Source organism: Hyphomicrobium sp. (assembly GCF_036780825.1).
GTDB lineage: Bacteria > Pseudomonadota > Alphaproteobacteria > Rhizobiales > Hyphomicrobiaceae > Hyphomicrobium_C.
In genome coordinates this window covers 21,197-47,286 of sequence record NZ_DAIQCD010000017.1, presented here as the reverse complement: position 1 = coordinate 47,286, position 26,090 = coordinate 21,197, and the positions used below count along the sequence as shown (strand labels likewise).

23 protein-coding genes and 1 riboswitch are annotated in these 26,090 nt (G+C 65.2%); of the genes, 2 read left to right on the top strand and 21 right to left on the bottom strand.

What is annotated here, in order from left to right; translation table 11 throughout:
- Positions 1-20: 20 nt before the first annotated feature.
- From V7P99_RS09045 to V7P99_RS09025, 5 genes are all read right to left on the bottom strand, one after another.
- Positions 21-410, bottom strand: coding sequence for a hypothetical protein (locus tag V7P99_RS09045; protein ID WP_333794479.1), 390 nt, complete (start codon positions 408-410; stop codon positions 21-23).
- A riboswitch (TPP riboswitch) is annotated at positions 401-510 on the bottom strand. It overlaps the preceding gene by 10 nt.
- 112 nt (positions 511-622) lie before the next feature.
- Positions 623-874 carry a hypothetical protein gene (locus tag V7P99_RS09040; protein WP_333794478.1) on the bottom strand — a complete coding sequence of 84 codons (252 nt, stop codon included), beginning with the start codon at positions 872-874 and terminating at the stop codon, positions 623-625.
- Between the two features lie 734 nt (positions 875-1,608).
- Complete coding sequence (locus tag V7P99_RS09035; protein ID WP_333794477.1) at positions 1,609-2,424, bottom strand: LolA family protein; 816 nt, start codon at positions 2,422-2,424, stop codon at positions 1,609-1,611.
- A gap of 226 nt (positions 2,425-2,650) precedes the next feature.
- Positions 2,651-3,742: a patatin-like phospholipase family protein gene (locus V7P99_RS09030; RefSeq protein ID WP_333794476.1), complete on the bottom strand. Its 1,092-nt coding sequence runs from the start codon at positions 3,740-3,742 to the stop codon at positions 2,651-2,653.
- 292 nt (positions 3,743-4,034) lie between these two features.
- On the bottom strand, positions 4,035-4,964 hold the full coding sequence (locus V7P99_RS09025) for a metallophosphoesterase family protein (protein WP_333794475.1): 930 nt from the start codon (positions 4,962-4,964) through the stop codon (positions 4,035-4,037).
- 45 nt (positions 4,965-5,009) lie between these two features.
- On the opposite strand from V7P99_RS09025, the gene V7P99_RS09020 reads away from it, so the two are divergent.
- Together V7P99_RS09020 and V7P99_RS09015 are read left to right on the top strand one after the other, a co-directional pair.
- Positions 5,010-5,471 (top strand): NUDIX domain-containing protein, encoded by a 462-nt coding sequence (locus V7P99_RS09020; RefSeq protein ID WP_333794474.1) that lies wholly within the window; start codon positions 5,010-5,012, stop codon positions 5,469-5,471.
- Between the two features lie 186 nt (positions 5,472-5,657).
- Positions 5,658-6,164, top strand: coding sequence for a GNAT family N-acetyltransferase (locus V7P99_RS09015; RefSeq protein WP_333794473.1), 507 nt, complete (start codon positions 5,658-5,660; stop codon positions 6,162-6,164).
- A gap of 28 nt (positions 6,165-6,192) precedes the next feature.
- On the opposite strand, the gene V7P99_RS09010 is transcribed toward V7P99_RS09015, so the two are convergent.
- The 16 genes from V7P99_RS09010 to tolQ all read right to left on the bottom strand — a co-directional run bounded on the left by V7P99_RS09010 (position 6,193) and on the right by tolQ (position 25,960).
- Entirely contained in the window at positions 6,193-7,485 is a 1,293-nt protein-coding gene (locus V7P99_RS09010) for an adenylosuccinate synthase (protein ID WP_333794472.1), read from the bottom strand.
- A 250-nt stretch (positions 7,486-7,735) separates the two neighbouring features.
- Complete coding sequence (locus V7P99_RS09005; protein ID WP_333794471.1) at positions 7,736-9,430, bottom strand: mucoidy inhibitor MuiA family protein; 1,695 nt, start codon at positions 9,428-9,430, stop codon at positions 7,736-7,738.
- Between the two features lie 308 nt (positions 9,431-9,738).
- Complete coding sequence (locus V7P99_RS09000) at positions 9,739-10,578, bottom strand: outer membrane protein (protein WP_333794470.1); 840 nt, start codon at positions 10,576-10,578, stop codon at positions 9,739-9,741.
- A 779-nt stretch (positions 10,579-11,357) separates the two neighbouring features.
- The gene (glmM, locus tag V7P99_RS08995; RefSeq protein ID WP_333794469.1) at positions 11,358-12,713 is read right to left on the bottom strand and encodes a phosphoglucosamine mutase; all 1,356 of its coding nucleotides are present in this window, start codon (positions 12,711-12,713) and stop codon (positions 11,358-11,360) included.
- A gap of 247 nt (positions 12,714-12,960) precedes the next feature.
- Positions 12,961-14,058, bottom strand: coding sequence for a dihydropteroate synthase (gene folP, locus V7P99_RS08990; protein WP_333794468.1), 1,098 nt, complete (start codon positions 14,056-14,058; stop codon positions 12,961-12,963).
- Positions 14,059-14,133: 75 nt separating this feature from the next.
- A complete protein-coding gene (gene ftsH / locus V7P99_RS08985; RefSeq protein ID WP_333794467.1) occupies positions 14,134-16,059 on the bottom strand; it encodes an ATP-dependent zinc metalloprotease FtsH in 1,926 nt (641 codons plus the stop codon).
- A gap of 184 nt (positions 16,060-16,243) precedes the next feature.
- Positions 16,244-17,599 (bottom strand): tRNA lysidine(34) synthetase TilS, encoded by a 1,356-nt coding sequence (tilS, locus tag V7P99_RS08980; protein WP_333794466.1) that lies wholly within the window; start codon positions 17,597-17,599, stop codon positions 16,244-16,246.
- Positions 17,600-17,668: 69 nt separating this feature from the next.
- Positions 17,669-18,790 (bottom strand): tol-pal system protein YbgF, encoded by a 1,122-nt coding sequence (gene ybgF / locus V7P99_RS08975; protein ID WP_333794465.1) that lies wholly within the window; start codon positions 18,788-18,790, stop codon positions 17,669-17,671.
- A 123-nt stretch (positions 18,791-18,913) separates the two neighbouring features.
- Positions 18,914-19,987 (bottom strand): OmpA family protein, encoded by a 1,074-nt coding sequence (locus V7P99_RS08970; RefSeq protein WP_333794464.1) that lies wholly within the window; start codon positions 19,985-19,987, stop codon positions 18,914-18,916.
- A 351-nt stretch (positions 19,988-20,338) separates the two neighbouring features.
- Positions 20,339-20,848: a peptidoglycan-associated lipoprotein Pal gene (pal, locus tag V7P99_RS08965; RefSeq protein ID WP_333794463.1), complete on the bottom strand. Its 510-nt coding sequence runs from the start codon at positions 20,846-20,848 to the stop codon at positions 20,339-20,341.
- Positions 20,849-21,295: 447 nt separating this feature from the next.
- Complete coding sequence (locus tag V7P99_RS08960) at positions 21,296-21,418, bottom strand: hypothetical protein (protein ID WP_333794462.1); 123 nt, start codon at positions 21,416-21,418, stop codon at positions 21,296-21,298.
- A 39-nt stretch (positions 21,419-21,457) separates the two neighbouring features.
- Positions 21,458-21,592, bottom strand: a complete 135-nt coding sequence (locus tag V7P99_RS08955; protein WP_280173052.1) for a hypothetical protein — start codon at positions 21,590-21,592, stop codon at positions 21,458-21,460.
- 275 nt (positions 21,593-21,867) lie between these two features.
- Positions 21,868-23,154, bottom strand: a complete 1,287-nt coding sequence (tolB, locus tag V7P99_RS08950; protein WP_333794498.1) for a Tol-Pal system beta propeller repeat protein TolB — start codon at positions 23,152-23,154, stop codon at positions 21,868-21,870.
- 363 nt (positions 23,155-23,517) lie between these two features.
- The gene (gene tolA, locus V7P99_RS08945; RefSeq protein WP_333794461.1) at positions 23,518-24,591 is read right to left on the bottom strand and encodes a cell envelope integrity protein TolA; all 1,074 of its coding nucleotides are present in this window, start codon (positions 24,589-24,591) and stop codon (positions 23,518-23,520) included.
- 186 nt (positions 24,592-24,777) lie between these two features.
- Complete coding sequence (tolR, locus tag V7P99_RS08940; RefSeq protein ID WP_333794460.1) at positions 24,778-25,239, bottom strand: protein TolR; 462 nt, start codon at positions 25,237-25,239, stop codon at positions 24,778-24,780.
- Between the two features lie 7 nt (positions 25,240-25,246).
- Positions 25,247-25,960, bottom strand: coding sequence for a protein TolQ (tolQ, locus tag V7P99_RS08935; protein ID WP_333794459.1), 714 nt, complete (start codon positions 25,958-25,960; stop codon positions 25,247-25,249).
- Between the last annotated feature and the right edge of the window lie 130 nt (positions 25,961-26,090).

Sequence of the window (26,090 nt, the reverse complement as noted above, 5' to 3'; positions counted from 1 at the left end):
CGTGGCGTGGCCCGGTGCACTCAGACGAGCGCGTATCCCTTGGCCGTGAGAAATGCGCCGAGCAGCAGCGCGACGAGCGCCCAGGCGGTGATCGCGTTCTCGGTTCCCATCACCGCGTTGCGCAGCGTCGTGACGCGTTGAGGCCAGATGATGCGGATGGCGCCGCCGATCACACACAGCCAGCCGAGGATCGTCACGATGAGCGTCCACTCGGCCGCCCAGACGTTATGAGCACGAACGATGGCAAGGCCGGCGATGAGCGTGAAAATGCCGGAGAAGAATATGAACTCGGGGCGATTGAGAATGCCGGTGACGAGTTCGCTCACGACGCGCCGGTTGATCAGAAGCGCGAGCGCAACGGCAACGAACAGAGGCCCGGCATAGCCGGCAATCAGCTCAGCATTGGTCATGTGTCCATCCCTTCGCCGGTATGAGCCGGATCAGGTTCGAAGGGTGCTCGCGGGTCTCACCGCGATCTCAGCCGGTCTTCCGGCGCCCCTTGGAACGGTTCCAGTTTCACGCCAATGCACCGGGTATGCAAGCCCTTACGCAGAAAAAGGGCCGATCCGGAGGGATCGGCCCTGAGTTGCAGGCTGGGTAACGGCGGGCGTGTTGTGCAGGCTTACCAGCCGCGATACGGCCGATAGATGTTCCAGCCGAAGACGCGTGGCTTCCAATGACGATGCCAGCGGTGATGATGGTGGCCATACCCGCGATGCACGTGCCTATGCTTCTTCGCGTGATGGTGGCTCTTGCCGTAGCTGTGATGATAGCCGTGGCCGTGATGGTGCTTAGGGCCGGCAAGAGCGGGCGAGAAGGTGAGCATCGCCGCGGCGGCAGCGATCGATACTTTGGCGAGAAGCGCGGTTTTCATCTCAATCTCCTTAGATGCGGAGGCCAGCGCTTGGCGTCATTGTCGCGGGCCTTGCAGTCCACCCTGGTCGATCGCGCTTGAACGGCCTTTGAACAGTTTCGACAGATTCCGTTCATGTTCGCGCTCAAAGCAACGGCTACGGAAGACAAAAAAAGAGCCGGTCTCGCGACCGGCTTAAGGTGCAGGCGTGGGATTGAGAGGTCGGCAGACGGCAGAGCCAAGCGCAACGGCCGGCGTGGGATGACGCCGACATAGGACTGAGGCCTTGAACGCATGCTGAATGCCGCCGTCAGCTCCGGTTCATCTGATGGCGGACAGCGAACGACCGCGTGCCAAGTCACGCGACGTGACTCAAGGCTTCACAAGAGACGGGATTGCAGATAGAGAAACGCCCAACCCCGGGGGGTGGGGCTGGGCGCTCAAGCGCTTTCGCGCGCAACGCCGGGAGGGAAGCCGGCGTTCCAGACGATGACCTCGGTTAGACGGGGGGAGCTACCGATTTGAGTGGTCTCGCCTGAGTGACATTGACATAAGCGCAACATGCCAGCTTTCAATAGGGGGCAAAGTGGTAGATCACGAAAAAGTGATTTACTTTTCCCCGATATTCCCAACTTGCCGTGATTCGGCCTCCGCAGACCGGGAAATGCCTGCACCATGGGCTGTTAGAAACTTCCTACCGAGCACCCGCGCAGGTTGAACGTCGTTTTTTCTGCCTGCTCCGGACCTCTCGGCCGTCAGGGATGGAATTTGTTTAAACTGACCGCTTCAATTTTGAAAAGCCTGGCGTCGAGCTTCTCCGCCTTGCTCAGCTTCGACACTTCCACGCGCGTATCGAGACCCTGAGCATCCGTGGTCACCCACTCGGTCAGCTCGAGCTCCGGCGCCTTGGCCAGAAAGAGCTTAATCAATCCAGGAGCATCCGGACTCTTGTCGCGCAGCGCGAGCACGATCCGTTCATCCGACTCCTCCACCTCCATAATCATGGCATCGCGGATCAGGTCGACGTCCTTGCGCAACAACAGCCGGAAAGGCGTCTGGTCGAGCGCGACGCGATCCTCATTGTTGAGATCGAGATCCTGGATGGCGAGATATTCACCGTCGGAAATGATGACCTGTCTCGAGGGGCGCGCGTAATCAAAGCGGAAGCGGCCGGGCCGCTTGACCATGAATTTGCCGCGCATGCGCTTGTTGTCGGCTGTCGTCTGGACGAAATCGCCCTTGAGATCGTTCAGCGTATTGAAGTAACCGTTGACCTTCCGGACAACCTCTGTCTGCAGATCATTGAGCACGAGAACGCCGCCCGGCGTGGCAACTTCTGCGTTCCAGCCGGAGCCTTGCGTATCCGCATCCGGGGCGGCATTGGCCTCGGCGGGGGCTGCGGTCTGAGGCGGCTCCTCTGTCTTGGCATTCGGGCGCGACGCAGGAACCGGCGCCGGAACTGCAACCGCCGCCGGCTCACCAGCGTCGGCCGCTGTGCCGCCGGCATAGGCGGGAAATGAGAGGGCCGCGAGCACAATGCCGGCCGCCACGGCCAGGTTCGATATCTTCATGTTCCGTTCCATTGAGCTCCCTGCCACCGAAGGCCCTGGTAGCACTCCCGCTGTCTGGCTCGATATTGCGTCCACAAGTGGGCAGCTTCGGTCCGCTGTGGATGGGCAGTTGCACGTCCCTGATCATGGCGTGCGACGTACCCGTTGTCCTCGAATCGCGGCAATGTTCCTAGCCTTTGTTTTATCGTCGCTCCTTGCCGGCCGCTGGCGGCTTTATGGCCTCGTCTTACGCCCGTGGCGAAACGGCATCGTCGCCACCGTCTCCACCATCGCGCGCCCCCTCTTCCGCTGGCTGCCCGCCGTTCAGATTGAAGCGCACGGCGAGATCGGCGGTCTCGCGGCGGCCCACGGCGCCAAGATTTTGGCCGATCCATTTATGCGTTTGTGTCCGGCCTGCCGCGTGAAGATAGGTGAAGAGCCCGAGGTCCGGCCGGAGCTTGCTGTCGTCCGGAAGCGTCGCCGTATAGCGTCCAGCCTCGATCAGGTGAAACCGATGGGCGAGTAGTGCCCCCTGCGGGCCACGCTTGGCCGCAAACCGCCCGCGCAGCGCCTCGCGCACGGCGAGGATCATCTCCACGTCGCGCATGAGCGGAGCATTGAACGTGAGCCAGTTGACCGCCCCCGAAATCTCGCGTGCGCCCTTCGGCACCTCGGGCCGCTCGAGCGGATTGATCTGCACGATCAGCGTGTCCCTGACAGGGCTTTCGGTCGCCAGCGTCACGAGATCGGGGTTCTTCGAGAAACCGCCATCCCAGTATCCGCGCCCGTCAATTTCAACCGTCCGGTGCAGTGTCGGCAGACAGGCAGACGCCAGCACCGCATCCACGGTTGCCTCCTCGCGGCGAAAGAGACGCGGCCGTCCCGTCGCCACCTCGGTCGCCGCGATCAGCAGCTCGACGGGAGAGTTTTTGCGCACGCTCTCGAAGTCGATGCTCGCGTTCAAGAGCTCCCGCAGGGGATCGTAGCCGAGTGGATTGAATTCATACGGCGAGAGAAGACCGGCTACATGGGCGAACGTGCTCGAGTTGTTGAACCCCGCGAAGAACGGATTGAGCCGCAGGAAGTCCGGCACGCCCGCTTTGTGCACCCCTTCCCACACCTCGCGCAGCTTGGCGCGGGCCGCCTCCCGCCCACCTGTGGCCAGGCCGCACGCCAGCGCCACGGCGTTCACGGCTCCCGCGCTGGCTCCCGAGATCCATCCGAACGTGAGATCCTCCTCCTCGAGGAGACGGTCGAGCACGCCCCAGGTAAAGGCGCCATGGGCGCCTCCGCCTTGCAGCGCGAGGTTGATCGCGAGACGACGTCTGAAGCGCGGCAAGCCAAGGCTCCAAAGCAATCCGAAGGGTGCGAGTGACGAGAAGAGCCTGATCGTTTGAGATGCAAGCGCCTCAGCTCGCATCGAGAACGTGAATCTCTCTCTCAACAAATACTTAGAGCGCGATCATGCCGTGTTCCGATCCAGCAAGAATGAGCGCGCTCAAGGTGTGATAGCTCAGGAACACTGGTTCCTCGCCTTTGCGAAACTCTAGCACGAATGCCGGCAGGGTCCGGTGCGAATGAGCGCACCCAAAACGCCGCGCCTCGAAGGATATACGCCACGATCCGGTCCATCATGCGACAGGTGCCGCCATCAGCTCCGCCATCTCGATCGTGGTCACATCGCCCTCTGGAGATGTGAGGCCGCGCGTCTCGCAGGTGATGTGGAGGACGCCGTCCTCACGCCAGAGGCGTATCAGATGATAACGTGCCAGCGGCTCATTGTTATGCAGGCGCCCGGCCGAAGCGGACGCTACGCCCAGCACGGGGATCCGGCCTCCGGAGTGCCGATGCCAGGCAAGCGTTTGACGATGGTTGTGTCCATGAAGGACGAGTTCGGCGCCGTGCCGGTCAAGCACGCTCGCAAACGCTGCGGCATCCTGGAGCGCCCGCCGCGGCCGCGCCTGTCCCGGCAGCGGCGGGTGATGGATCATCACCACCCGGATATACCCCGCTGCCGCAAGACGCTCGAGCGAGAGCGCGAACTGGTCGAGCTGGCCTTGACCGAGGCGTCCCGCCGCCACGAACGGCGGTGTCGGCACGGCCGAATTCAGGCCGATCAGCGCCACCGGCCCCTCCGTACGGACATATGGAAACTGAACAGGTGCGTCGTCCGTCCAGGATTCGCTATTGCGCATGTAGGGCGCCCAGGCCTTCAAGCAGGTGTTGTCCCCGAGCCGGCCGCTGTAGATGTCGTGATTGCCGGGCACCACCGAAACGCGCTGCGGATCGCCGAGCTGCGCGAGCCAGGCCGCCGCATTCTCATATTCCTCGGGTAAGCCGAGGTTGGCGAGATCACCCGTCACCGCGATATGATCGGGCTCATGCGCAAGGACGTCTGCCGCGATTCGGTCCGCCACCTCGCGCACGTGTACGCGCCGCCGCCCGCGCTGCCAGTTCAGGAAGCCGAGCGCGCGCTTGGTGTTCCAGTACCTCAAGCGGAATCCCGCGATCGGCGCGAGATGGACGTCGGAAAGATGCGCCAGAGTGAACGTGCCGGTCATGGGTTTCGCACCTCAGGGGCGTCGTGCCGCGGGAGATGATGACGCGTGTTTTTTGAAAAGCTGATCCGCAGGACTCTGCAGCGATACTGGCGCTACTCTCGCGGCTTGACGCTCGGAGCGCAAGGCGTCGTGCTCGACGGCGAGAACCGGGTGCTGCTGGTTCGCCATACGTATCGCCCCGGCTGGCACTTTCCAGGTGGCGGCGTCGAGCGGGGCGAAACGCTCGAGGACGCGCTTCGCCGTGAGCTGCGGGAGGAGGCGGGCGTCGCCCTCACCCGCCCTCCTGAGCTGTTCGGCCTTTACGCCAACCACTGCCAGTTTCCGGGCGACCACATCGCCCTTTTCGTGGTGCGCGGGTGGGAGCAGCAGATGGTCCCCGGGCCCACGATGGAGATTGCCGAGCAGGCCATGTTTCCCTGGGAGGCCCTGCCGGAGCAGGTGACCCCACCGGCCCGCGAGCGGCTGCGTGAAATTCTGGCCGGCCAGCCCCGGTCCGGGCATTGGTAGATCCCTGCCCTCCCCAGCAGGAAGCGGCTCGGAGCCTCTGGACCCGCCCGGCATCGCATGCTAAAGGCGCGCCCCATGAGCACCCGGATCACGGTTTTGAGCGAGAGTTGTTTGCGACGAGCGCTGTCCCCGCGCCGTGCGCGCTGACGTGCCTCCTCGTCCCCACCCTCGCCAGGAAACCGTTCGATGCTCGCTCACGTCCTCTACCGGCCCATAGCGCCGGAGGATATTCCCCTCGTTTCAGCCCTTCACGAGCGCGTATTCGGCCCCGGCCGCTTCGCGCGCACGGCCTATCGCGTACGCGAGGAGATGGGGCCCGGCCACGAGATTTCGCGCTTTTGCCGGCTTGCCGCCAGTGGCGACCACCTGATTGCCGCTCTCCGCATGTCCGAGGTGACGATCGGCGGCCAGCCCGGGGCAGCGCTCCTCGGCCCCCTCGCCGTGACGCCCGAATACATGAACCAGGGCTATGGCCGCAGGCTTGTCAGCGAAGCGCTCGATGCCGCCCGCGCGGGCGGCATGAAGATCGTCATCCTAGTCGGCGACGAGAGCTACTACGGCCGGTTTGGCTTCAAGCGCGTGCCGCCCGGGCAGATCACGCTGCCGGGCCCCGTCGATCGGGGGCGCCTCCTTGCGGTGGAATTGTCCGAAGGCACGCTCGCAAACTTCAGCGGCCTCGTCTCCGGCCGCTGAAACCGCGCGCAGGGCAAAGCGCCCCGCCTCAATCCTCGAACGGATCCTTCATCAGGATCGTGTCGTCACGCTCCGGACTGGTCGAAAGCAGCGTCACCGGGCACTCGATGAGCTCCTCGATGAAGCGCACGTACTTCACGGCCTGGGCCGGCAGATCCGCCCAGCGGCGTGCGCCCCGCGTGGACTGCGACCACCCCTCGAACGTCTCCCACACCGGCTCAATGCGCGCCTGCGCATCCGCACCCGCCGGCAGCCGCGAGAGCCGCTCGCCATCGAGCGTATAGCCGACGCACACCTTCACCTCGGAGAAGCCATCGAGAACGTCGAGCTTGGTCAGCGCGATGCCATCGATGCCGGAGACCTTCGCCACCTGCCGCACGAGAACGGCGTCGAACCATCCGCAGCGGCGCCGGCGCCCCGTCACCGTGCCGAACTCGTGGCCGCGCTCGCCGAGCGTCTCGCCGATCTCGTCCTTGAGCTCCGTCGGAAACGGCCCCGAGCCGACACGCGTCGTATAAGCCTTGGCGATGCCGAGCACGAAGCCGAGCGCCCCCGGCGCGATCCCGGCCCCCGTCGCAGCCTGCGCCGCCACCGTGTTGGACGAGGTGACAAACGGATACGTGCCGTGGTCCACGTCGAGCAGCGCTCCCTGCGCCCCTTCGAACAGGATGCGCTTGCCTGCACGCCGCTCCTCGTCGAGCAGGTCCCACGTCACGTCGATGAACGGAACCACCTTGGGCGCGATCTCATGGAGCTCGCGCATCACCACGTCCTTGCTCACCTCCGGCTGTCCGAGCCCGCGCCGCAGCGCATTGTGATGGAGCAGGAGCCGATCCACCTTGGGCCCCAGCGTTTCGAGGTTGCGCAGATCCTCCATGCGGATCGCACGGCGACCGACCTTGTCCTCGTAGGCCGGCCCGATGCCGCGCCCGGTGGTGCCGATCTTGCCGTCGCCCGCCGCCTCCTCGCGCATGACGTCGAGTTCGCGGTGGAAAGGCAGGATCAGGGTGGCGTTCTCGGCGATCCGCAGGTTGTCATGCGTGATGGCGAGGCCCTGCCCGGAAAGCTTCTCGATCTCGGAAAGGAGCGCCCACGGGTCGATGACGACGCCATTGCCGATCACCGCGAGCTTATTCGGGCGCACGACACCCGAGGGCAGGAGCGAGAGCTTATAGGTTGTATCGCCGATGACCAGCGTATGGCCCGCGTTATGTCCGCCCTGAAAGCGCACCACCACGTCCGCGCGCTCCGAGAGCCAATCGACGATTTTGCCCTTCCCCTCGTCGCCCCACTGCGCGCCGACGACCACGACGTTAGCCATTCTCTCCACCACATGTCATGAAATGGCCCCGGCTGATGAGCCGGGGCCGGGAACCATCGCCCCTAGAGCATTTTCCGTTCGCTTGCGCTCACTGCAAATTCTCTAGTTATTGTTTGAGCGAGCACCTTCGCCCGTTCGGGCGATCCGCCCGACCGGGATCTGCTCTAGGTTTAAAGGGCTTCCGCGAAAGTGAAAGCCCTTTCGTGCTCCTGGCGCACCTTGCCGCCCTTTCGCCGCGGCATCGGCCGCACTACTGGCGGTAAACGACCGATTTTGCGGAAGGCCAGGAGACCCGATAGCCGAACGTGATGGTCTGCTCCTTGTCGGGCTCGAGTTGCCCATCCCAGGCGACGACGCCGCGCTGCTCATCCACGTTCCGCCGGGTCGGCGCCTGGCCGGTCATCTCGACCCGGATCTCCTGATTGGCCGCCACCGGAACCTGATCGAGCACGGCAAAGGCGATGGGCCGCTCGTGCATGCTTTTGATCGCAACCACGTAGTTGCGGTTGTCGGTGCGCGACGTCGAGATCAGCCCCGTCTCGCCCTGCGTCTCGGCGGCAACCGCATGGCGCACGCGCACGAGATCGTCGACGCCGAAGCCGAGTTCGTGCTCCTCACCCGGCGACAGCATCGGCAGCCGGCCATTGCCGACGAAAGTTCCATCCCGGAACAGCGACGCGGCGCCTGGCAGCAGCGGCGCCCCTTTCGGCAGGACGAGCTTGGCGTAGAGATAGGCTTTGGGCTCGGCCTTCGGCACGGAGCGGATGATGAGCTGAGGCTCAATCGTTTCGGCGCCGAGATGGACGCGCTTGACCTCGCCGGTCTCGGGGACGGTGAGCCGGCCGGGCACGGTGAACAGCGCGTGGAACGGCGCCTGCACCATGTCCGCCGGCCGCTCGGCCACGACATGCTTCCTCTGCTGACGCTTTGCTGACTGCTCCCGGGCATCGAAAGCTTCCGGCTCGGCCGCGACCATCATGTCACCGCCGGCCCGACCAGCGGCCGACATGGGCGCCGCCGCAACCGGCTGCGGCGGACGAACCTCCGGCTCGAAATCAACGATGAGCGGGCTGAGCTCAGGCGCGGACGCGCCGGCCGATGGGCGTGTCGTGGAGAGCGTCACGGTTGCATCATCCCAGCTTTCCCCGCTCTTCTGGCTGATCGAGGCCCGCCGCGCGAGGTCGATCCTGGGCGCCACGGTCTTGCCTCCGCTTTCGAGGCGCACATCATAGAGCGGCGTCCAGGAGGCGTGCGAAACCTGATACCGCACGGTGATCTCGGCCTCGAGCGCTGACTGCGCGACGACGAATACCTTCGCCTCCGTACGCTCTGTTTTCTCCGGCGCGATCTCGGCGAGCTTCTTTTCGAGATCTTCGATCCTACGGTCGGTTTCCCGGATGCGAACCTGGGCGTCTCCGATCGCACGCTGCGCTTCCGCGGAACCGGCCGCGATCAAGGCCAGGATCGCCGTCCAGTCTTCGCCGCGCTCCGCACCTGCGGAGGGTGCAGGCCGTGTGGGGAGCTGCGCCAGATTGGCGATCAGCGCCTGCTGCGTCTCGCCGCCCTGCACCTGCGCCTCGAGGCGGGCGCGTCCGTCGCGCAGCGTCTCGATCTCCATCTCGATCCGCCTGCGTTCGGAAGCCGATGCGTCCGCATCCGCGCGCGGCACGAACAGGCGCCGCGTATCGACCGAGCCGATCTCGAGCTTGCCAGATGCCGTGCCCTCGACACGGATCGAGCCTTCGACGGCGCTAGCCGGCAGATCGCGGAAGAGCACGGTATGCTCGCCCTTCTCGAGTTGCACCTTGGTGACGCGTGCCACCTCCGCGCCCATCGGGAACACGGTCACGGCATCGATGCGCGACACGGCATCCACCTCGGCCGCGCGGACGAGCCCCGCTCCGGAAGCCAGAAAAACCAACGCGGCGGCGAACACTTGCTTCACGGATGAGACCTCTGGACTGACTGGCGGGTTACGGGGTGCGGCCGGAGCATAGGGCATTTTCCGACGAAGTGGGCGGCCGCTGACGGTGGAGAAAAATTTCCAGGTTTTGGAACCTGGCACCTCCTCTCCGTTTCGCTGGGTTCGGAGCACACGCGCGGAGATCCGCACGCTTGAGGTGGGGGCGTTTCAGGACAAATTTATGGCGGAGCCCACACGCAGAAACGGGGCAGGCTCACGCCCACCCCGCCGACCGCACGGCCTACGAAGACACAGCTCGGAACGCAAATACGCGAGCCGCGTCTTCAATTCTATTTCATAGCGACCGGATACATCGGCGCCGGGTTGCCGAGGCGATAGCGCGCACTGAACAAGAGATCGTGCGAGGTGATATCGCGGATCTCCAGGGGGCTTAGCACCTCCGCATCATCGTAGGTCCGGACACCGCCCGTCTTGACCGAGCCGAGATCCGTGTAGCGATAGCCCAGATCGAGCGTGAAGCGATCCGTGACGTCATAGGAAAGCCCGCCATAGACGGCCCACGCGAAGTTCGTCGTCGTCTTATCCTTGACGGCATACGCAAAGCCGCCTGCCGGCACGTTGACGTCCTTGTAGCCCATCACGTTGATCGCGCTGAGACCAACGCCGCCGCCGACGTAAGGCGTTACGCCATGCCAAGTGCCGAGATCGATATAGGCGTTGAACAGGCCGAGCCAGCTGCTCAGGTTGGCGCTGTGCTCGTTTGAGCCGCAAAACTCCCCGGGATCCCCGCCGCTGCAATCGCCGTTGACGTACGAATCGTGCGCCACGAACAGCTGCTTGCCGCGGTATTCACCCGTTATGTCGAAGCGCAGCCAGCGACTGTGCTCGACACCGATGCCGATACCGTAAAGCGGGCCGCTCTTGATATCCTTGTGATGGACGGAGAACTCGCCATCCGAGAATTCGTCCGTCCAGAGCTTGCCCGGCTCCGGGTTCGTCATGCCGATGGTGCCCTTGAGGTACCAGGCACGGCCCGAGGGTGGCGGCGGCGGGATGTCCTTGACGCTGCCGTATCCAAAGTCTGCGGCATTCGCCGGAGCGGGCGACACGGCAAGCATGGCTGCGCTGACGGCTGCGCCCACCGCGGCGCAAACGCGTGAGGTTCTCATCGACATTCCCTTCAGAAGACTGGGCCCCAAACAGCACGCGCAGGACCGATCGCGACGCAGCACTGGCGTCCAAGGGAGACTTTGTCCGAGAACGTTTAATAGGTACTTAAACGCGGGCTTATTTTGCGACAGATGATCTACAGAATGCCCGCCGAAGAAGCGTTCGCTGACAGGTCATGGCGCGCGAGAAACCTCTCGCGATCTCTGCCAGGCGGCACATGCGCAGAGGCTGGCGCGGATCCCGACCTACGTCGGGATGACGTTGGTGTAGGAGACGCGTCGGCTGCTCGACATCATCCCAGCGAAGAGCCGGGGCCGGCACCAACTTCCACGCTCGCCATTGAGCAACGGAACGGCCCAGCCAGTCCGCCATAGTGACCTCAACAGCGCGCAACCTGCAAAGATGCTTGGAGTGCTTCCGGAGACCAGTCATGGCGGAGCGACGCAAGTGAAAGACCGGGCGGAGTCATACAAACTCAAACGTCCGACAAGAAGCACGAAGAAACAACGCTTCGAGCCGTTCCCCATTTCCGCTTAAGCCGGAACGCCTCTGAGCGGCCGCGCCGCCTTTAGGGCTCGACGAGCCCTCGCGCCACGGTCCCAGGCGGACCGCTCGCCAACACTGTCTGCCACGACGGACATTGCTGGCAGCCGGCATGCCCCACCTCAACGTCATCCCGGCACAGGCCGGGGCCCACGCAAGTGTCCGCTCGCTCGCCGCTAAAGGAAACCACTGTCCCGGCCACTCGCCGCGATCGCCTTGAACAGATAGAACGGCGTCAAGCGGCCGCCTGGGCTGCCTCCTTTACCGCCTCGACGATTTCGCCGACCACTGTCGCGACGAGTTGCTCGTCGTCTCCCTCCGCCATGACGCGGATCACCGGCTCGGTCCCGGACGGGCGGATGACGAGGCGCCCGCCCTCACCGAGTTGCTGCTTCGCCTCTTCGATCACCTTCTGCACGCGCTTGTCATCAAGCGGCCGCCCGCTCGAGTAGCGAACGTTTTGCAGAAGTTGCGGCAGCGGCGTGAAGCGTGCGCACACCTCCGAAACCGGGCGGCCTGTCGCCACCACGCACGCCAGCACCTGGAGCGACGAGACGAGACCGTCGCCGGTCGTCGTGAAATCGGAGAGCACGATATGGCCCGACTGCTCGCCGCCCACGTTATAGCCATGCCGGCGCATATGCTCGACGACGTAGCGGTCGCCGACCGGCGTACGCGCCAGCGACAGCCCGTGGTCCTTGAGATAGCGCTCGAGGCCGAGGTTGCTCATCACCGTCGCCACGACGCCGCCGGCGCTCAGACGGCCGCGCCGGTTCCAGCTCTCGGCGATGACGGCCATGAGCTGATCCCCGTCGACGATATTGCCCTTCTCGTCGACGATCACTACGCGGTCCGCATCGCCGTCGAGCGCGATGCCGATATCGGCGCGCACCTCGCGCACCTTGTCGATCAGCGCATCAGGCGCGGTGGACCCGCATTTGTAGTTGATGTTGTGCCCGTCCGGATCGACCCCGATCTTGATCACCTCGGCGCCGAGCTCCCAGAGCGCCTCCGGCGCCACCTTGTAGGCTGCACCGTGCGCGCAATCGATAACGATGCGAAGCCCGTTGAGCTTGAGGTTCTTGGGCAGCGTGCGCTTGGCGAACTCGATGTAGCGCTCCTGGGCGCTATCCACGCGCGTCGCCCGCCCGATGCGGTCCGCAGGCGCAAGCAGCGGCTCCGCCGGCCCGTCGATCAGCTGCTCGATCTCGAGCTCGACCTCGTCGGAAAGCTTGTAGCCGTCAGGGTCGAACAGCTTGATGCCGTTGTCGTTGGACCGGTTGTGGGAGGCGGAGATCATAACGCCGAGATCGGCGCGCAGGCTCCGCGTCAGCATGGCGACGGCAGGCGTCGGCATCGGGCCGAGCAGGAAGACGTCCATACCGACCGACGTGAAGCCGCTCATTAGCGCTGCTTCGAGCATGTAGCCCGAAAGGCGCGTATCCTTGCCGATGACGACCCGATGGCGGTGGCTGCCGTTCTGGAACAGCTTGCCGGCGGCCATGCCCACCTTGAGCGCCACCTCGGAAGTCATCGGATGCCTGTTGGCGAGTCCCCGGATGCCGTCGGTGCCGAAATAGCGGCGTGTCATCTGATCCCTCATCCTGAGAGTGCTTCTAAAAAGACGGAACGAATTTCCTGGGTGGAAGCACGGCACAACAAAGAACTGAAATTTCTGCATGCAGATGGAAGAACGGGGCCGGAGCCGTCCTGCTCCGTGAGTTTACGTCCGTCGCCCCCGCTGGCCAAGCTGCGCACGGCCGTCAGACTCACACATACAGTGTTTTTCGACGGTTAATCATAACTACGGGCGGCCGGCGGCCCACCCGAGGGAGAAATCAGCCGACGGCCGCCTCGGACCCGGCCTGCGCCGCTTCCCAAACGGCGAGCGCCTGCCGGGTTTCCGCCACGTCGTGCACACGCACGAGCTGCACGCCCTGCGCAACTCCATGCAGCGCCGCCGCAATCGATCCTGGCACCCGGTCGCGTGGGTTCTCCACGTTGCAGAGTTGGCCGATCAGCTTCTTGCGGCTCGCACCCAGAAGCACCGGCACGCCCAGGCCATGATAGAGGCCCAAAGCGTTGAGCACGGCAACGTTGTGATGGAGATGCTTGCCGAAGCCAATGCCAGGGTCCGCCACCAGGCGCGCCTTCGGAATACCGGCCGCAACGCAGGCCCGGATGCGCTGTTCGAGGAAATCGAAGACATCGAGCACGACATCGTCGTACTGCGGGTTCTCGTTCATCGTCTTGGGATCACCCTGCGCATGCATGAGCATGACCGGCAGCCCGCTTTCCGCCGCCACCTCGAGCGACATCGGATCGTGTGTCAGTGCCGAAACGTCGTTCAGGATATCCGCACCAGCGTCCGCCGCGCGCCGCATCACCTCGGCCTTGCGCGTATCGATGGAGATCAGCTTGTCGGTTCGGCCCCGAAGGCCTTCGATTACGGGGATAACGCGGCGCAGCTCGTCATCGAGGGAGACTGCATCAGACCCCGGCCGTGTCGACTCGCCGCCGATATCGAGAATGTCGGCCCCGGCCTCCACGAGGCTCAGCGCGTGTGCGATCGCATCTGCGGCGCCATCATGCCGGCCGCCGTCGGAGAAGCTGTCGGGCGTCACGTTGACGATACCCATGATCCGCGGCCTGTCGAGCGAGAGCCCCGCGAGCCGCGGCCGAGGCGCTCGGACCGCCTCGAGAAGATCGGATGCCGCCAGCGTTTCGCGGCCCCAATCGCGCTCGAAGAGTTCGCCAAGCCCCAGCGTCCGCCGCAAAGTGCCGCTCGGGCCGCGCTCAAGCACCTCGAGAGCCGAGAACGCGAGCGGCCCGCCTGTGAGCGGCAGCCCGCCCCAGACCTCGCGCAGGGGCTCGCCCGGTACGTCATGGCGCGCCGCATAGATGCCGAGCGGGCGGATGTAGATCGAGCGCTGCATTGAGGATCTCTCGAAAAAGAACGGCCGCGACACCGTCGCGGCCGTTCAAGTCTTTAGCCAGCCAGTCTCCGCGCATCAAGTCTGCGGCTGTGGCTCCATGCCGCCCGCATCCGGCTCCTCGCGCGGCCGCGCCCGGCCAGTCGTCGGCACCGCCGAAGAGGGCGAGCCCTTGGAGGAATCGTCGTCGCTGCGCACGATCGTCTCACCGCGCAGGATCGTCGCCACCTCATCGCCGGTGATGGTCTCGAAGTCGAGCAGCGCCTTGGCCACCGCATGCAGCGCGTCCATCTTGTCGTTCAGGATCTGGCGCGCCTTCGCTTCGCCCTCCTGGACGAGCCGGCGGACTTCCTCGTCGATCAGCTTCGCCGTCTCATCGGAGAGATTCTTGGTCTGCGTCACGGAATGGCCGAGAAAGACTTCCTGCTCGTTGCCGTTGTAGCGCACGCGTCCGAGCCTGTCGGACATGCCCCACTCCGTAACCATCGCGCGGGCGAGCTGCGTCGCCATCTGGATGTCGCCGGTGGCACCGTTGGTCACGTTGTCCGGACCGCCGAGGATGATCTCCGCCTCGCGCCCGCCGAACAGCACCGCAAGCCGCGCCTCGCACCACTGCCGGGTACGGCTGTAGCGATCGCCCTCGGGCAGGTTCATCGTCACGCCGAGCGCGCGCCCGCGCGGGATGATGGTGACCTTGTGCAAGGGATCGTACGGCACCGACATGCCCACGATGGCGTGCCCCGCCTCGTGATAGGCGGTGTTGCGCTTCTCTTCCTCGCTCATGACCATGGACCGCCGCTCGGCGCCCATCATCACCTTGTCCTTAGCGTCCTCGAACTCGGCCTGCGTCACGAGCCGCTTGTTGCGCCGGGCCGCCAGCAGCGCCGCCTCGTTGACGAGGTTGGCAAGATCGGCGCCCGAGAATCCGGGCGTGCCGCGCGCGATCACCTTCGGATCGACGTCCGGCGCGATCGGGCTCTTCCTCATATGGACTTTCAGGATCTTCTCGCGGCCTGCGATGTCCGGGTTCGGCACCACGATCTGGCGATCGAAGCGGCCCGGGCGCAGCAGCGCCGGATCAAGCACGTCCGGCCGGTTGGTGGCCGCAATGATGATGACGCCCTCGTTGGCCTCGAAGCCGTCCATCTCGACGAGGAGCTGGTTCAGCGTCTGCTCGCGCTCGTCGTTGCCGCCGCCGAGGCCCGCACCACGATGCCGGCCCACCGCGTCGATCTCGTCGATGAAGATGATGCAGGGCGCGTTCTTCTTCGCCTGCTCGAACATGTCGCGCACGCGCGATGCACCGACGCCGACGAACATCTCGACGAAGTCGGAGCCCGAGATGGTGAAGAACGGCACGTTCGCTTCGCCCGCGACCGCCCGTGCAATCAGCGTCTTACCCGTGCCCGGCGGACCGACCAGCAGCGCGCCCCGCGGGATGCGCCCGCCGAGGCGCTGGAACTTCTGCGGATCGCGCAGGAATTCGACGATCTCCTCGAGATCGGCCTTGGCCTCATCGACGCCCGCAACGTCCTCGAACGTCACGCGCCCCTGCCGCTCGGTGAGCAGCTTGGCGCGGCTCTTTCCGAAGCCCATGGCGCGCCCCGATCCCGATTGCATCTGACGCATGAAGAACACCCACACCGCAATCAGCAGCAGCATGGGGAACCAGTTAAGGATGACGGAGAGGATCGACGGCACATCCTCATCCGAAGGCCGCGCCTTGAACTTCACGTCCTTGACCTTGAGGCGCTCGACGAGGCTCGGATCGGATGGAGCATAGCTCGTGAATGGCGTGGCGTTATCGCGCATAGTGCCGTAAATGCGATTGCCGGCCAATGTCACCTCGGCCACGGAGCCCGCATCCACCGCATTCAGGAAATCCGAATAGCTGATCTCCGCCCCGCGGCGCGACTGGCTTGGGTTGTTGAAGAGGTTGAACAGCGCGGCGAGCAGAACGAACACCGCCACCCAGATCGCAAGCTTCTGAAAATTCGGATTCATCTGTTTTCCTGAAATGGACCGCGGAAAGGCGAGACGGTGCGCCGGTCCGGATCCGCGTCCAACTGCGCCCTAAGATAGGTGCGGCACCCTATTTTGCCAAGTTCAATGCCCGGCCGATACGGGCAAGAGCGCCGCATTCCGGCGGGCCACGGCCGGTTGCAGCACCTCCATGACACACCCGGCGTCACCCCGCGGCATCCCGGCACGGTTGGCACTTAAAACCCACGAATTCGGCGTGGAAGCGGCCATCTCCCGGTGCCGCCGCCCCGAGACTCGGAACGGCGAGCAGGCGCGATCCTTCCCAGAAGGCCGGCAGCCCGGCGGCCGCGCGCGCCGGCGGCCGCTCTTTTGTCTTGATCTCCGGCCTCAAGGTTGCATAGGCGGCGAAACCAAGCGGCCTCACCGTTACGGAGGCGCGCGCCGGCGCTGCCGCCGCCACGCCGGTGGCGTCTCCCCCACCTTGGTCCGGGTGCGGCCCATAGTGGAGGCGGAAGCGCCCGTCCCAGAGGACGTCCTCTCCGGCCCCCAGCACCAGTTCCGAAAGCCTCTGACGACCCGGCTCCCGATAGAGCCGCAGCGTCGTGCGCCCCTGCGAGACGATGCAGCCGCCGAGTGTCTGAGCCACGGGCCGGCCGCGCGCAAGCGCCAGGACCAGCGCCTCGATCTGGGAGAGCTGCGCCGGCTTCGCCGCTCCGCCGAACGCATCGAGAAGCCGGGCGAGCATGCGGACGCGAACCTCCTCCGGCTCTGCCTCCCACGCATCACGGCCGAGCGAGGCGTAGATGCCGCCGTGGAGATCGACCAGCGCCTGGATTCGCTCCTCGGTCAGGCGATCGAGCGCGTCGCGCGCGCGCATGAGCCGCTGCGCACTGAGCGCCAGCTTGTCATTCGAAAGCCCGAGCGCCGCCAGATGCGCCTGCGCGTGCCTCAGTCTCACGCGCTCGAAATTCAGTCGGTCGTTCGAGGGATCCTCGAGCCAGGTTTCGCCAGCCTCCGCGAGCAGACTCCTGAGGCAGGATTTCGACAGCCCGAGTAGCGGTCGCACAAGACTGACGGAACCGTCCGGCACGAGCGGCCGGCTCCGCGCCATGCCGGCGAGCCCATCGAGCCCACTGCCGCGCCCAAGCCGCATGACGAGCGTTTCCGCCTGATCGTCAGCCGTGTGGGCCGTTACGACAGCGGCCGGCAGCCCCGCTCCAAGGGCGCAATCAACAAGCAGCCGATAGCGCGCCTCGCGCGCCCGCTCCTGGAGCCCCGAGCCCGGCTTCTCGCCGCCCCAACTGAGGATCGCGTGGGGAAAGCCAAGCGCCCCGGCGCGTCTGCCGACCCACTCCGCCTCTCCGTCCGAGCCGGGCCGCAATCCATGGTCGACGGTCGCGACATCGATGGCGAGGCCCGCGGGCGCAAATCCTGCGGCCTGCCACCGCCGGACCAGCAGCATCAGCGCCATGCTATCGGAGCCGCCCGAGACCGCGAGCACAACCCGCCTGAAAGGCGCGAAGAGAGTGCCGAACACGGCATTGAGGTCTTCATCCTGCACGTGCGGCCCGCCTGCTGTCTCCGTTATCCCGCGCGCGCCAGAGCGTGTCCGGGCCCCAGCCGCGCCGGATCAGGGGCAGCCGATCCGCTGGCGCTCGCTGTCGGCTTTGGCCTTAATCTGCACGGGCGCGTTCGGAAACTTCGCGCCGACACCCTGCAAAACATTGCAGGCATCCTGGCGCTTGCCGAGCTGGGCCAGCGACATGCCATGCTTCAGCTGGGCATCCGGGGCCTTGCCGCTCGATCCATAGGTCGCGACCACGAGATCGAACGCTTCGGCCGCATCGGCATAGTGGCGCTGAACGTAATGAGCCTCGCCGAGCCAATAAAGTGCGTTCGGCGCCAGGGCATCCTGCGGATAGGTCTTGAGGAACTCGCGGAACCCGGCCTGCGCAGCGCCGTAGTCCTGCTGCAGGAGCTGCCCGTAGGCTGTTTCATAAAGTTGCTTCGGGCTCGCGGCCACGCTGCCACCGGCAGCCGCACCCATGCCGGCGCCTCCGACGGCCGCGAACTGGTCACCACCCGGCGGCGGCAGGCTTTCGCTGCCATATGTCGGCGGCGGGGTCGGGCCGCCGTAACCGCCGCCCGCCGGCGGCGCAGCGAAGCTCGACGTCCCGCCCGCAGGACCCGCCCCTGTGGGGCCGAAACCGCCGCCATCGAAGCCGGCGGACGGCGGCGCCGTGTCAGACGTCACCGTGGTCGAACCGAAGCGGCCGAATTCCATACCTCCGTCACCGAAGTCGGCCTGTCCCGCGTCCGAGCGGCGCTGCCCGCCCGCGCGCACATCTGCTGCGAGCTGCTCCACTTGCGCCGTCAAGGCGCGGATCTGCGTCTCGATGCTGTCGAGGCGCGCACGGTCGCCGCTGCCCATGCCGCCACCTGCGTCAGAGCGCACCGGCGCCGAAACGGCCCCTCCCGTACGTGCCAGCGATTCGAGCGTTCCGATCACCACTTGCAGGTCGACGAGCTGGCCCTCCAGCTGCTCGACGCGCTCGCGCAGCCCCGCGTCGCCGCCGCTGCTGGCGTCCCCCTTCTGCTGCGCCTTGCCCTGCGGCGCGCCCTTGACGGCTGGAAGCTGCTCGGTCGCGACACCCTGGGCCAACGCGCCGCCGGCTCCGGCGAATAGCGCAATCAGCGCACACGAAGCCCCGCCAAGGGCCGCCGTCCAGAGAGATGGCTTGGCCAACGTCATGGGCAAACGCCCTCCAGATGAGTGTTACAGGCTGCGCCAGCTACCGCTTGCAGGCGCGCCTCTGCTCTCCGTCCTCTGCCGGCCGTTGTCAACTTGATCGGCCCTCGAGGCGGCTCTCCATGATCATTGCGTTGGTGAAACGTCCGTGCTGCCGGCCGAGGCTTCACCCTGCGCCCGCCGCATCGGCTTGGCTGCGACCCGCCGGTTGAGGAGAACGGTGACGGCGCGCCGGTTCTGCGCCATGCATTCGGAGGCCGCACAATCTGAAACGCGGTCGTCTCTGCCTCGGCCGTAGGCGACCAGCCGGCGAGCATCGACCCCTTCAGCGATCAGCCGGTCACGCACCACGGCGGCGCGCTGCTCGGAGAGGCGCAGCGTTTCGGCGTCGGGCAGCGCGCCGTCATCAGCGTGGCCTTCGACTGCGGCGAACAGGTTCGGATACCGGATGAGGAAGCGCGCCTGGGCCTGTATGACACCCCATGCGCGCGCACCGAGCACGGCGCTGCCAGTGCCGAAGAACACCCGGTCGCCGGCATCTGAGAGAAACTGCGCATCAATGGCGGGTGAAACGCGCGCCTGATGCAGACTGCCCTGTGAGAGCGGCTGGGAAAGCCCGGCCAGGGCCGGCTTGGCGGGCGCCGGGACACCGCTCTGCGATGAGGATGGCAAACGGCGCCCATCGGTGCGCCCTACGGACACCGCCCGAGCTTCGCCGTCGACGCCGCGATAGATGCGCCCGAGCTGCTGGCGTGCAGCACTGGCGCGCGGACTCTCGGGCGCTTCGGAAATCAGGCGTTCCAGAAGCCGCTGCGCCTCATCGCGACGGTTGTCCCGGAGTGCGTCCATGGCTGATGTATAGAGCGTTTCGGCAGATACCTGCGGAGCGGGCTTCGCGCTCCAGCTCTGAAAGAACCAGCGTCCGATGCCCTCGCTCGCGCTGTCGCGCCTTGGTTCGGAAACACCGGCCGGTGGATCGGCCACCGAGAAGCCGACATACGGAGTGCCCAGATCGATACCGTCATGGGGTGGAGCTTTGTCGCCGCCGTTCTCGACACCCTCGGCACGTGCCGGCTCATAGGCGAACGCAACCAGAAGCGTCGCCAGCCACAGCAGCCCCAACGTGCCGCCGGCATGAACGCGGCAAGCCCCGCCTGCCTTTCTCTGTCGTCCCGCGCGTGCGCGATACTTGCTTGGCATCCTCGTTTCCCGCTTACAGTCGGATGAGCCAAACACCTCATTCGTCGAGATAAAAGCTGTGCGCCTTCAATGAGGCCAAACTTTGCCAGGCGAGCGTTGGAAGGCAGGCTTTCAAGCGGCATTATAGGGAGATTGCCCGATGCACGTAGAGGTGGCCGCGGGGGCAGGCAGCATAAGGCTCGATCGTTTGAGATACGAGCCCGCTGGAGGCAAGCGATGGCCGGCGGTGGAGCGGTGTCCAACCGCCGCTCTCTTGTTGCCTTGTGAGAAAGTGAGCGAGCGGCCCTCAACCGAAAGCTCGGAGCGCGCTCGCCCAGGGTAACGGACGGAAGCAGGCGTGCGTGCGGTGCTCTACGACGCGACGCGACTGTTGAGCACCGTCTGCGCGCGGCGGTTCTGCGACCAGCACGAGATGTCGTTGCACACCGCCACCGGGCGCTCCTTACCGTAGGAGATGGTGCGGATGCGATTCGGCGCCACCCCGTTCTGCGCCAGGAAGTTGCGCACGGAGGTGGCGCGCCGTGCGCCAAGCGCGATGTTGTATTCGCGCGTGCCCCGTTCGTCCGCGTGCCCCTCGATGGTGATCGTGAATTGCGGATACTGCCGCAGCCACTGCGACTGCTTCTGCAGCGTGGCTTGGGCTTCCGGCGTCAGGTCGCTGCTGTCCGACGAGAAATACACGAGATCCCCGACGTTGACGCTGAAATCGCGCTGCGTGCCGGGCGTTATCGGTCCGCGGCCGTCGGGGCCGAGCTGCGAGTTGGGATCGTTCTGATTATTGGCGCAACCGCCAAGAGCCGCACCCAAAACGAGAAGCAGCATAGCGCATGCGAAGCCGGAGGCTCGAAAGACAGCCGCCATCAATCCATCCTTTCATCGGCTCGACGGCGGCATCGCTCACCGGAGCCCCATGATCTCCCGGGCACCCTGTACCCGAGTCTTGAGTACGAAAATGTGGCCAGTCGTTGCCTATGCGCGGCCCAGCAAAGAAACCGTCACGAATTTATCCACCCTGAGCGCCATAGCAGTCGTCGCCTTTCTCATTGGCTTCCGAAGGACCGGCGCAGCACGGCGCTGCGATTCGGGCCACGCCTCATCGAAGCTTGCGGAGAAAATGCGGGAACCCGTCCGACGCGGCAAGGCGCGAAATGCGGCAGCAGCGAAAAGCCTGGGGACAGACGGACCTTCGGAGTCGAAAAAGATGAATGGCTCTCAAAACAGAAAAGAGCCGCCGCGGCAACGCCACGACAGCCCTAATAATTCCAAGCCGGCCCGGCCTTCGGCTCAGGCCGGCTCTGAATTTCGCTATTAGCGAACGTCGGCGATTGCCGGAGCGTCAACGCCGAGCTTCAGCGGAGCAGCCTCTTCGCGGCGGCAGGCGCCGAGAGCGACAGCAACGATAGCGGCGGCAAGAACGATAGCGCCCTTCATGATAGTAATCTCCTGTTGTGTCCCAAAGTAAACTCGGACTTAGCGAGCCACTTCCGTGGCAGTCGGAACCTCGGCGCCGAGTTTCAGCGGTGCCGCTTCTTCACGACGGCAGGCGCCGAGTGCAACAGCGACAACGGCAGCCGACAGAACGATCAGCCCCTTCACACCCTGCATGGTCTCATCTCCTGATGCTTGTTCGGCAACGAGCCGAATATTTGGGTACTGGCACGACATGATTTGATCAAGAACACAGGGTCGGAGCGTACTGTTTTCCACCCTTGTAGATGCGAAAATGCCACGCCGTTGTTGATGCTCCACGCCACGCTCTTACACTGCCCGGAGAGCACCAGGAAGCCTTTGACTCCAAAGGCAAAACCGCACCCACTGCAATGCAGGGGCGCGGCGGTTAGAATAGCCTGTTGGAGGTTAAGCGCAGGTAAAGCGGTGCCTCAATTGAGGAGCGGTGACCAGGCCGGATCGGAGGCGTAGGAGGGCGTGCTCACGACTCGCTCGTTATAGCCCGTGAGGTCCACCGAATAGATTCGCGGCCCCCCCTCCTCGCTCTGGCTTTCACGGAAGAACATCAGGACGCGGCCGTTCGGTGCCCATGTGGGGCCTTCATTATGATACCCCTCGGTGAGGATGCGCTCACCCGAACCATCGGGTCTGATCACCCCGATCAGGAAGCGTCCCGCGAGTTGCTTCGTAAAGGCGATGTAGTCGCCCCGGGGCGACCAGACCGGGGTCGAGTAGCGCCCATCGCCCATGCTGATTCGATGCGGATTCGAGCCATCCGACCCCATCACGTAGAGCTGCTGCGTGCCCTCGCGATCCGATTCGAACACGATCGCGCGCCCATCCGGCGCATAGCTGGGACCCGTATCGAGTGCGCCCGAATTGGTGAGCTGGCGCGATTGTCGCGTTCTGAGGTCCATCTCGAAGATGTTCGCGTTGCTGCCCTGTTGCAGGCTCATCACGACACGCTGTCCGTCGGGCGAGAACCTCGGCGCGAAGGTCATGCCGGGAAACTCGCCCACGGCCTCGCGCTTGCCGGTCTCGAGGTTCATCAGGAAGACGTGCGGCTGATCCTTTGTATAGGCCATGTAGACGATCTCGCTGGCGATCGGATTGAACCGCGGCGTCAGCACCAGCTCTTGGCCTTGGGAGAGAAGACGCACGTTCGCGCCGTCCTGATCCATGATCGCGAGCCGCTTGACGCGCTTCGCCTTGGAGCCGGTCTCGTCCACGAAGACCACGCGTGTATCGAAGTAGCCCTTCTCGCCGGTAAGGCGCTCATAGACTTGATCCGCGACCAGATGACCGGCGCGCCGCCAGTTCTGTGCTCCGGTGGTGAAACGCTGTCCCGCGAGCTGCTTGCCACTGGTCACGTCCCAGAGCCGGAATTCCGACGTCAGCCGACCATCCCCGCCGCGCGACACGCGCCCCACGACAAGCGCCTCGGCGCCGATCTGGCGCCAATCCGGGAAGCGCGGCAACGTATTGATATCGCTGATACGCTCAAGGAACGATGCTGGGTCGAGCGGCTGGAACAGGCCCGAGCGCTCGAGATCCGCCATCAGCACTTGGGCCACATCCTGCGCGAGCTTGGGATCGTCGCCTGTGAAAATCGGAATGGCGATGGGGATCGGCGCCACGACGCCCTGGCGCTGCGTGCCGCGCAAACCGTCGGAGGTGAGCCCGTCCTGGCCGCCGCCTCGATAGGCGCCGTCCCCCATACCCCCACGCGGGGGCGGCGCGGGTGCCGGGACATCGTAGCCCTGTTGGCGCAGCTGATCGCCAAAGCCACCGCCACCGCCTTGCGGGGGCCGGTACGCGTCGTCGACTTGGGCAGCTGCGGGGAACGCGGCGAGAAACGCGAGCAACGCCAGCACGAGCGGCCAAAACAGAGACGCCCTCGGCGCGACGGCGCGGGCACCTTGAGACGGGGGAAGAGCTTCGGTCATCGGTCTCATCATCACCTGAACGTGTGCGGCTCACGCCTAGAGTGCTTCCGGAACGTGGGAACCGGTTTCGGGCAAGAAGCAGAAAGAAACAAAAACTTAGAGCCGTTTCCCGTTTCCACTTAAACCGGAACGGCTCTAAAGCATCTCGCGGGGATCGAAATCCCAAATAATCGATCGCCACGCCCAATACTTATCGGGCGGAAGCGTAAACGGCGAGCAGGCTTTGACGGCCCGCATGGCGGCCTCGGCCGCAATCTGGAACACGGGCCCAGCCTGCGGCGCCTCGATCGCAGGCTCCCCATCGAGCGAGCCGTCGGGGAAAAGCCGCCAGCGGATCGTCACCACCATGGTCTCGATGCCGCCGCCGCCGCCCGGAAGCTTCCAGCAGCGGCGGAGCTGGGCGCTGATCTGCGAGCGCAAAAGATCCTGCTCGCGCACGGAGAGCACCGGAGCGTCGCCTTCGCGCGCCCCCGCCGTCGGGCCGGTATAGTCCGTTTCATACTGCGGCGGCGCAGCGGCATTGGGCGCCCCCTTGCGCGTCGGATCTTTGTCGAGAAGCGCGGCAAGCCGGTCAGCCTGCTGCTGCTTTTTCTTTTTGGCTTCTTCCTTGCGCTTTTGCTCGGCGAGCTTTTTCCTGCGCTCCTGCTCTTTCCGCTTTTTCTCCGCCTCGGCCTTCTTCTTTTTCTCGGCCTCTTCTTTTTTCTTTTGTTCTTCAGCCTTTTTCTTGGCCTCCTCGGCCTTCCGCTGCTCCTCGGCCTTCTTCTCCTCGATCTGCTTCAGTTCATCGGGCGTGGGGCCCGGCGGATCGGGCGGCGGCAGCGCGGCAAGCTTCTCCGCGATCGGATCCTCCTTGGGCGGCGGCTCCTTGGCGGGCTCGGCGGGAGGCGGCGGAGGCGGCGTTTCGGCGGCCTTATCCTCAACGGGCTCGGGCGTTGGCTCCACCGGCAGCTCGGGCGCGATGATCGGTTTCGCCGTCTCGGCCTCCACCTTGGAGACCTCCGGCTTCGGCTCGTCCTTGGCCTTCGCCTCGAGCTCGGTTGCAGTCACGCTGCCTTTCTTGAGGGCAAGCAGCTCCGACGGCGTGATGAGCGCCACCTCGATCGGCTCGGGCTCGGGCGGCTTCAACGGCGACGTCGAAAGCATGGCGAGGTAAGCCCACGCCAGTGCCGCGCCATGCAGCAGAATGGAGACGGTCAGTCCGAACGGCACGTCCGATCCCCACCGCTGGAGGCGCGATCACCCGCTGCCGAGAGCCCACGCAAGCGCGGCCGCAGCCCCGGCATCATCACGGGAGCGGCGGTCGTGCGCATCTTGTGTGCTCGCCCCTCATGCCTCATTCGTTCTTCCTCGCAAGGCTTGGCGGCCGCGATCCCCGGCCAGCGCACGCCCGTGCCATCACTGGACGGCAGCCCCGTCCTCCACCTCTGTGACCAGCGACACCTTCTTGAACCCGCCGGCGCTGATGCGGCCCATGACCCTCATGACCGTGCCATACGTGGTGCCCTTGTCACCCCGCACGAAGATCTGCTCGTCGACACCGTTCTTCGCAATGGCCTTGAGCTTCTCGGCCACCTCGTCGAGCGGAACCTGGGATTCGCCGATGAAAACATCTCCATTGGACGAAACCGAGATCGTGAGCGGCTCGTGATTGCTCTCGAGCTGCTTACCCTGCGACTGCGGCAGTTCGATCGGCACGCCAACGGTGAGCAGCGGCGCCGCCACCATGAAGATGATGAGCAGCACCAGCATCACGTCGACCATCGGCGTGACGTTGATCTCGCTCATGGGGGCATGCCCGCCTCGTCCGCGCCCTCTCCGACGCCGGCTGCCGCCCCCGCCATTGACGCTCATTCCCATGGGCCCGTCAGCTCCGGACGTCGATCTGCCGCGAGACGATGGCGGCGAACTCGTCTGCGAACGCCTCGAGCCGCTGGCTGATCTGCGCCGAGTCGGCCGAGAATTTATTGTAGAAGATCACCGCCGGGATGGCGGCCATGAGCCCAAGCGCGGTCGCAAACAGCGCCTCCGCGATGCCCGGGGCCACGACAGCAAGGCTGGTGTTCTTCGAAATGGCGATGGCCTGGAAGCTCTGCATGATACCCCAGACGGTGCCGAACAGCCCTACGAACGGCGCCGTGGAGCCGACCGTCGCCAGGAACAGGAGGCGCCGATCCAGCCGCTCCATTTCGCGGCTGATGGTGACGTCCATCACCTTTTCGACGCGAAGCTGAATGCCGCCGAGCGCGCGGATGTTGCCCTCGACGGAGCGCTTCCATTCGCGCATCGCGGCGACGAACAGCGCCGCCATGGAGATCGTGTGCCCGCGCGAGAGCCCGTTGTAGAGCTCATCGAGCGACTGACCGGACCAGAACGTCTGTTCGAAGCGATCGGCCTCGATGCGCGCGCGCCGGAAGGCGATCAGCTTCTCGACGATGATCGCCCATGACCAGATGGAGGCAAGCCCGAGCCCGATCATCACGATCTGGACCGTGGGCGAAGCCTGCATAAAAAGCTCGATGAAGGAAACACCATGCGCCTGGGGCGCAAGAGGGGCCTGCGTCACGTCTGCCGGATTCATTGCATCAACCGTCTTTCGAGGCTCGGGCCATGATCGCCGCGGACGATCCGCCCGAAGGAGAGCGCTTCACCTATCTTATCTAGAGCCTGATCATTTGCGACGCGGGCGGTGTTGCCGGGCAAGCGTAAAG